The sequence below is a fragment of the Rhodoferax sp. GW822-FHT02D07 genome (assembly GCF_058802405.1).
Genome location: NZ_JBXAOD010000011.1, coordinates 58,288 through 66,088, shown reverse-complemented (window position 1 = coordinate 66,088; position 7,801 = coordinate 58,288). Strand labels below are relative to the sequence as shown.

The window sequence follows — 7,801 nt, the reverse complement described above, 5'->3', positions numbered from 1 at the left end:
GGGTTGGCTTTAGACACGTTCGTTCGCTCCGGAGAAGTACCCCCCGTGATTACCATCGGGGGGTGTTGTCTGCGCCTTCGGCGCAGCGAGGCGGTGCTGCGCCCCGCTCTCCGCTGCGCCTACGCCGTTGCAGCGGCAATCTGAGATGGGTTCAGCGCAAAGGCAGGAGATGGTGGGAGAGGCTTGATAGGCGGCCCACAGGTCAGCGCCGACGGGGCAGCGCGAACCGTAGAAATGGCCGCGACCAGCGGCAATGCATCGAATGCAATTGATGTGGTGGCGGTTGTAGAGGACGGAAGCAGGCTCGAATGCCTGGACAGGGGTGGAACCCAGCGCAGCAGACGCTGGGGAAGCGGCCAAGCCACTCAGCGCCTGTTCGCGCTTCGCTGGGTTCCGTATTGACGACTGGTTATGTTGCATGGCCGCTTAAATCTCGTTTGCACGTTCAATGCAACGAAATGTAGAGTGGCCTGCACTGAACGTGCAACAAGATTTGCACGTTCAGTGCGAAAATAAATTCTTATCGCGAAAGACTTGACATGCCAAAAACCATCGATTTATTGCACAAAGCGCTGGAGATCAAAACGGTTTCTGACTGGGCGAGAATGTTCAATATCGTGCCCAGCACGATAACGAACGCGCGAAAAAACGGCCGCCTAAGCCCCGCGCTTGCTGGAAACTTTGCTATCGAATTAGGAGAAGACGCCGCGAAATGGATGCTCGCGGCGAACTTTGAAAATGAGCGCGAAGCGCTACTAATGGACAGGCTTCGCGCTGCGAAACCAGAGTGGGCTGAGACGGCGGAAGCTGTGAGATTCGAACTCACGGAGGGGATAAACCCTCGCCGGTTTTCAAGACCGGTGCCTTAAACCGCTCGGCCAAGCTTCCAGAGCTGCGTATTCTAACTGCGCCCACCCGGCAGCCCGGCTGAGGCGGCCTTGAGCAGGCCCTTGGTTTCGATGAAGCTGATCACATCCTTCAGGCCGGTCAGGTCCTTCAGGTTGGTCATTACGAAGGGTTTCATGCCTCTGGGCGTGTTGCGCATGCGTTCGGTATCGCTGCGCATGATGTCCAGGTTGGCGCCCACGTGGGGGGCCAGGTCGGTCTTGTTGATGACGAAGAGGTCGCTCTTGGTGATGCCGGGGCCGCCCTTGCGGGGAATTTTTTCGCCAGCCGCCACGTCGATCACGTAAATCGTCAGGTCGGACAGCTCGGGGCTGAAGGTGGCGGCCAGGTTGTCACCACCGCTTTCCACGAACACGATGTCGGCATTGGGGTGGTCCACCAGCATGCGGTCGATGGCTTCCAGGTTGATGGAGCAGTCTTCGCGTATGGCGGTGTGCGGGCAGCCGCCGGTTTCCACGCCCATGATGCGGTCTGCCGGCAGCGCGCCGCTGACGGTGAGCAGGCGTTGGTCTTCCTTGGTGTAGATGTCGTTGGTGATGGCGACCAGGTCGTATTGCTCGCGCATGGCCTTGCAGAGCATTTCCAGCAGCGTGGTTTTGCCGGAGCCGACGGGGCCGCCAATGCCCACGCGCAGGGGGGGCAGGGTCTTGGTGCGGTTGGCGATGTGGTGCAGTGCGGACATGGTGATTGCTATCAATAAAAGAGCTGCTTGCGCAATGTTGACAGGGGCTAGGACCGAAAAAGGCGTGAATATTGGACTTCGTGCTGGCTGCTGAGGATGGCCAGCATGGGGGCAAAGGCCTGGCGGCTGTCATCGTCCAGGCCCAGGGCATGATCCACCGCGGCGGGAATCTCGGCCGCCAGGGCCGACAGGATGCGTTGGCCGGCGCTTTGACCGAGTGGCACGGACTTGATGGCGGCTTGGGTCATGTTCTCGGCCCAGCCAAAGGCGTAGGCCAGCAGGCACTCGCGCACCGGAGCGCTCGTGGCGCCAGCTGCCAGCGCGAAGGCCACGGTGTAGCTGGGCGTCAGCGGTGCCAGCGCAGCAATCTGCGTGGGCGTGGCGGTGGTGTGGTTCTTGAGCCATTCCAGCAGGCTCTTGCCCATCTGTTCGGTCTGGGCGCGCAGCTCAGCGCTTTCGCGGGTTTGCAGCACCCAGGCGTTGAGGGCGGCCACGCGCGGCATGTCGTCAGCGCGCCAGGCGGCAATGGCCTGGGCCAGGGTGGGTAACTCAGAGCGCGCCAGGTTCAGGTGCAACTGGTCTACCAGCCAGGCCGATGCTTCTGTTTCTGTAGCAGCTCGCGCACTGTCCACGGCTGCTTCCAGGCATTCCGAGTAGGAAAACCCGCCAATGGGCAGGGCCGGCGAGGCCAGCCATATGAGTTGCATTAGGCTGCTGTCGAGCATGGCGTGCGCTTACTGGCCGTGGTGATGGTGGTCGTGGTTATGACCGTGCTTGCAGTCCGGGCCATGCACGTGGGGCTGGGCCTGGACGGCCACGGGAATGCCGCGCAGGCTGGTGGCCGCAGGGGCGGTGTGGCTGTGTCCGTGGTCATGGCTGTGATCGTGGTCATGGCTGTGGCCATGTCCGTGGTGGTGGCCTGCGTGCCCGCCCTGGGCGTAGGCGCCGCTTTCGGGCTCAAAAGCCTCGTCCACCGCGTTCACGATGAGGTGCATAGCGCGCAGCATGTCAGCCAGCACATGGTCGGGCTCGATCTTCAGGTGGTCGGGCTTGAGCTCGATGGGCACATGGCGGTTGCCCAGGTGGTAGGCGGCGCGGATGAGGTCGAAGGGTGTGCCGTGGTCGCTGCAATGGGTGATGCGCAGCACGGCCTGGGGGGCAGCAATCACTTTCACCAGCGAGCCATCTTCGGCGACGAGCACGTCGCCACCGCGTACGGTCGTGCCGCGCGGCAGGAACACACCCAGCGTGCGGCCGGCGGAGTCCGTCGCATCGAAGCGGCTTTTCTGGCGCACGTCCCAGTCGAGTTCGACGGTGGCGGCGCGCTTGAGCAGCACGGCGGCCAGGCCCTGGCCTTGGGGGATGCATTTGGAGACTTGAAGCATGAAGATTCCTTACCAGTTGCCGTAAGCAGCAACTATGCCGCGCCACAGGGCGCTGCGTTCCTGGCCCATGCGGGTGCCGCTGGCGTCGCCCGAGGCGTCCTTGGCCACCGCCATGTGCACGACGACGAGTTGGAGTGCCGGGTCCACCATGATGGCTTGGCCGTAGATGCCCAACAATACAAAGCGGCGGTGGCTGCCCGGCAGCAGCCAGGTCTGCAGGCCGTAGCCCATATAGGTGCTGCCCTTGTTCTGCATGGTGCCGGGGCGGAAGGCCGGGGGCTGCTGGCTTGCGTCGGTCATGCGCAGCAGGTAGTCTTTGCCGATGATGGTTTTTCCATTGCGCACACCGTCGTTGGCCAGCAGCAGGCCCAGGCGGGCGTAGTCGTGCACCGTGGCGTTGAAGTTGCCGGCGGCCAGCTCTGTCTGGTCCACCGGGTTGGTGAGCCAGGTGGCGCGCGACTCGGCGCCCAGCGGCTGCCATATCTTTTCACCGATGTACTGGCACAGGCTTTGGCCCGTGGCACCGCGCAGCGCCAGGCCCAGCATCTGGGTTTCGGCGCTGGCGTAGTTGAACAGCGTGCCCTCGGGCGCCACGCGTTCGGTGATCACCTGGGCGCCCGCTGCATTGCCCTGCGTGCGCGTGATTTGGTTGAAGCGGGCCAGGTCATCCTTGCCCGAATAGTCTTCGACAAACTTCGCGCCTGATGCCATGCGCATCAGATTGATGAGCCTGGTTTCGCCATACAGAGTGCCGGCCAGCTTGGACTCGTAGGTGGCGGCGGTGTCATCCAGCGAACGGATGCGGCCTTCCTCTAGTGCCTTGCCGATGCCCAGCGCCACGATGGTCTTGGCCATGGAGTTGGACAGCAGGCGATGCTCGGGCTTGCGGTCGTAGCTGCTGCGCTCGGCCACGATCTGGCCGTTTCTGAGCACCAGCACTGCGGTGGCGCGCTGGCGCTGCATGTAGTCGTCCAGCGTGAGCGTCTTGCCGTCAAACTGATAGCGGAACGTCGTTTCGCTGGCAGCCCGGGGCAGGGGCTGTGGCTGGCTTGAGGGCTCCAGCAAGCAGTGAGGTGACAGCGTGTCCATGGCGCTGAAGGAGCCCACGCGGTAGGCCTCCTGGAAGGCCTGACCCAAGCGTGGCGCCACGGGGTAGCCGGTGGCCTTGCCCAGCAGGTCTTCGTCGGGGGCAGCCAAAGCCGGGCTGCCAACCAGCGCAGCGGCAAGGAGCAGTAGGATGTTGCGTCGCAGAAGCATGGGCAATGGCGGAGCAATGAAGATGGGCCGATTGTGGCGCAGCGGGCGCGCGGCCCTCAAGGCGCCTTACAAGGCCATCGTCAGGTAGCGGCTGTTCGGGTCCAGCGTGTAACTGCCAAAGGGGCCGCAAGGTTCAAAGCCCTGGGCCAGGTAGAGCTGGTGTGCAGGCACAAAGAAGGGCTGGGTACCGGTCTCCAGGCTCAGGCGCGCAAAGCCCAAGGCGCGGGCCTGTACCAGGATGTGCAGCAGCACGCGCTTGGCAAAGCCCTGGCCGCGAAAGCTCGCGGCCGTGCGCATGGACTTGAGCTCCGCGTGCTGCGCATCCAGGCGCTTGATGGCGCCGGTGCCCACCAGCGTGCCATCGCTGGCACCTGTGGGTCCTGGCAACCACGCCGTCCAGAAATGCACGCTGGGATCGCGGAGTTTGCTCAGATCCAGCGCATGCACGCTCTCGGGCGGCGAGGTGGCCCGCATGTCGCGCAAATGCTCGTCCAGAAACACCGCGATGCGTGGGTCGCTGAGGTCGTCCAGGCGGATATGCAGGTCGACAACCGGCATGCTCAGAACAGGAAGTAGCGTTGCGCCATCGGCAGCTTGACTGCCGGTTCGCAGGTCAGCAACTGGCCGTCGGCGCGCACGGTGTAGGTCTGGGCGTCGATCTCCATGACGGGCAAGTAGCTGTTGTGCACCATGTGCTGCTTGCGCACGCCACGGATGCCTTTCACCGCCGCCACATTCTTGGCGAGGCCAAAACGTTCCTTCACGCCCGCGCTGTAACCGGCCTGCGACACGAAGGTGAACGAGCTCTTGTGCAGCGCGCTGCCAAAGGAGCCGAACATGGGCCGGTAGTGCACGGGTTGCGGGGTGGGGATGGAGGCGTTTGGGTCACCCATGGCCGCGTGGGCGATGAAGCCGCCCTTGAGGATGAGCGCGGGTTTGACGCCGAAGAAAGCCGGCTTCCAGACCACCAGGTCGGCCCATTTGCCGATCTCGATGCTGCCCACCTCGTGGCTGATGCCGTGGGCGATGGCGGGGTTGATGGTGTACTTGGCGATGTAGCGCTTGGCTCGGAAGTTGTCGTTGCGCACCGAGTCTTCGGGCAGGGTGCCGCGCTGGGCCTTCATCTTGTCGGCCGTCTGCCAGGTGCGGATGATGACTTCGCCGACGCGGCCCATGGCCTGGCTGTCGCTGCTCATCATGCTGATGGCGCCCATGTCGTGCAGGATGTCTTCGGCCGCAATGGTTTCCTTGCGGATGCGGCTTTCGGCAAATGCCAAATCCTCGGCAATGCCGGCGTCCAGGTGGTGGCAGACCATCAGCATGTCCACATGCTCATCCAGCGTGTTCTGCGTATAGGGCATGGTGGGGTTGGTGGAGCTGGGCAGGAAGTTGTCTTGCCCCACCACGCGCAGGATGTCGGGTGCGTGGCCACCGCCCGCACCTTCGGTGTGGAAGGCGCACAGGCCGCGGCCCTTGGTCGCGGCGACGGTGTCCTCCACAAAGCCAGACTCGTTGAGCGTGTCGGAGTGGATGGCGACCTGCGTGTCGGTGGCGTCGGCCACGTCCAGGCAATTGCTGATGGCGCTGGGCGTGGTGCCCCAGTCCTCATGCAGCTTGAGGCCAATCACGCCCGCATTGATCTGCTCATGTAGCGCGGCGGGCAGGCTGGCATTGCCCTTGCCCAAGAAACCGAGGTTCATGGGGAAGGCATCGGCCGCCTGCAGCATGCGTTCGATGTTCCAGGGGCCGGGCGTGCAGGTGGTGGCAAAGGTGCCCGTGGCCGGGCCGGTGCCGCCGCCCAGCATGGTGGTCACGCCGCTGCACAGCGCCTCTTCGATCTGCTGCGGGCAGATGAAGTGGATGTGGCTGTCGATGCCGCCGGCGGTGACGATATTGCCCTCGCAACTGATGACTTCGGTGCCAGGGCCAATGATGATGTCCACGCCGGGCTGGGTGTCGGGGTTGCCGGCCTTGCCGATGGCGACGATGCGGCCGCCCTTCAATCCGATGTCGGCCTTGACGATGCCCCAGTGGTCCAGGATCAGCGCGTTGGTCATCACGCAGTCCACAGCCCCTTCGGCACGCGTCTTTTGCGATTGCGCCATGCCATCGCGGATGGTCTTGCCACCGCCGAACTTCACTTCTTCGCCATAGGCACCGGAGGCCAGCGTGTAGTCCTTCTCCACCTCGATGAGCAAGCCGGTGTCGGCCAGGCGCACGCGGTCACCGGTAGTGGGGCCAAAGATTTCCGCGTAGGCGCGGCGTCCAATCGTTGCCATTACAGTTTTCCTTGAACTAAGCCGCGAAAGCCGTAGACCACGCGGTCACCGGCCAGGTCCACCAGTTCCACGGTGCGTTGCTGTCCGGGCTCAAAGCGCACGGCCGAGCCGGAGGGGATGTTCAGCCGCATGCCTTGCGCGGCAGCGCGGTCAAAGCCCAGCGCGCCGTTGGTCTCGGCAAAGTGGTAGTGCGACCCGACCTGGATGGGGCGGTCCGCTGTGTTCTGCACCACCACCGTCAACGTGCGGCGGCCGGTGTTGAGGGCGTGCTCGCCCTCGTCGGTGATGATTTCGCCGGGGATCATGGCGCGGCCCTCAGACTTGGGCAAACAGGTAGAGGCCGGCAAAGCCCAGCACGGTGCCCAGGCCACCCAGCACCACGGTGCTGCGCGCCGCCAGCCAGCGGCGGACTGAAAGGCCAGCGCCCACGCCGCCCAGGTGCAGCGCAGCCGTGGTCAGCACAAAGCCGGCGGCGTAGCCGGCAAAGCCGGTTGCTGGTGTTTCCGCACCATGGGCCAGGCCATGCAGCGAGGCGGCCGCGGCGACGAGCCCCAGGCCCAAGGCCTTGGGCACGGATTTGGCCGCGACGATGAGCATGGCGCCAAACAGCACTACCGACAGTGCAATCGCGTGTTCCAGGTAGGGCAGGGTCACGCCGCTGGCGCCCAGCACTGCACTTGCCACCAGGGCCAGCAGGAAGGTGGCGGGGCCTTGCCAGGCCTGGCGGGTGGGCAGGGCGCTCACGGACCAGACGCCCACGGCCAGCATGGCCAGCAGGTGGTCGGCGCCGAATGGATGGGCCAGGCCTTCCATCAGGCTATGCGTTCCATGGCCGGTATGGGCACTAGCCCCCGTGGATATTGCGCAAGCAGCTATCAAAAAAAGAGCATTTTTCAACGAGGGTCGCATACGGTCTCCGTGGACTGGGTGTTCAGACAATGGGTTGGTGGACGGTGACCAGCTTGGTCCCGTCGGGGAAGGTGGCTTCCACCTGGATGTCGGGGATCATTTCGGCGATGCCGTCCATCACGTCATCGCGGGTCAGCACCGCGCGGCCTTCGCTCATGAGTTGGGCCACGGTTTTGCCGTCGCGGGCGCCTTCCATCACGGCAGCGCTGATCAGGGCGATGGCTTCGGGGTAGTTGAGCTTGAGGCCGCGGGCCTTGCGCCGTTCGGCCAGCAGGGCGGCGGTGAAGATCAGCAGCTTGTCTTTCTCTCTAGGCGTGAGTTCCATAACGTTCTCGAAATGTGGCGGTATTCGGTTTTCAGGACTTTGCACTGTAAGCAATCCC

General features: G+C 64.1%; 9 protein-coding genes and 1 tRNA gene. All 10 read right to left on the bottom strand.

What is annotated here, in order from left to right:
• Positions 1 to 801: 801 nt before the first annotated feature.
• A tRNA-Ser gene (locus AC1RNN_RS19585) sits at positions 802 to 888 on the bottom strand.
• 13 nt (positions 889 to 901) lie between these two features.
• Complete coding sequence (gene ureG / locus AC1RNN_RS19580; protein ID WP_493091293.1) at positions 902 to 1,588, bottom strand: urease accessory protein UreG; 687 nt, start codon at positions 1,586 to 1,588, stop codon at positions 902 to 904.
• Between the two features lie 47 nt (positions 1,589 to 1,635).
• Complete coding sequence (locus AC1RNN_RS19575; protein WP_493091295.1) at positions 1,636 to 2,313, bottom strand: urease accessory protein UreF; 678 nt, start codon at positions 2,311 to 2,313, stop codon at positions 1,636 to 1,638.
• Between the two features lie 9 nt (positions 2,314 to 2,322).
• Positions 2,323 to 2,973 carry an urease accessory protein UreE gene (ureE, locus tag AC1RNN_RS19570; RefSeq protein WP_493091297.1) on the bottom strand — a complete coding sequence of 217 codons (651 nt, stop codon included), beginning with the start codon at positions 2,971 to 2,973 and terminating at the stop codon, positions 2,323 to 2,325.
• A 9-nt stretch (positions 2,974 to 2,982) separates the two neighbouring features.
• Entirely contained in the window at positions 2,983 to 4,230 is a 1,248-nt protein-coding gene (locus AC1RNN_RS19565; RefSeq protein ID WP_493091298.1) for a serine hydrolase domain-containing protein, read from the bottom strand.
• A gap of 66 nt (positions 4,231 to 4,296) precedes the next feature.
• Positions 4,297 to 4,788: a GNAT family N-acetyltransferase gene (locus AC1RNN_RS19560; RefSeq protein ID WP_493091300.1), complete on the bottom strand. Its 492-nt coding sequence runs from the start codon at positions 4,786 to 4,788 to the stop codon at positions 4,297 to 4,299.
• 2 nt (positions 4,789 to 4,790) lie between these two features.
• Positions 4,791 to 6,509, bottom strand: a complete 1,719-nt coding sequence (ureC, locus tag AC1RNN_RS19555) for an urease subunit alpha (protein ID WP_493091302.1) — start codon at positions 6,507 to 6,509, stop codon at positions 4,791 to 4,793.
• A complete protein-coding gene (locus tag AC1RNN_RS19550; RefSeq protein WP_493091304.1) occupies positions 6,509 to 6,814 on the bottom strand; it encodes an urease subunit beta in 306 nt (101 codons plus the stop codon). Before AC1RNN_RS19550 ends, ureC begins: the two co-directional genes overlap by 1 nt.
• Before the next feature lie 10 nt (positions 6,815 to 6,824).
• A complete protein-coding gene (locus tag AC1RNN_RS19545) occupies positions 6,825 to 7,418 on the bottom strand; it encodes a HupE/UreJ family protein (protein WP_493091305.1) in 594 nt (197 codons plus the stop codon).
• A 22-nt stretch (positions 7,419 to 7,440) separates the two neighbouring features.
• Positions 7,441 to 7,743, bottom strand: coding sequence for an urease subunit gamma (locus AC1RNN_RS19540; RefSeq protein WP_493091306.1), 303 nt, complete (start codon positions 7,741 to 7,743; stop codon positions 7,441 to 7,443).
• Between the last annotated feature and the right edge of the window lie 58 nt (positions 7,744 to 7,801).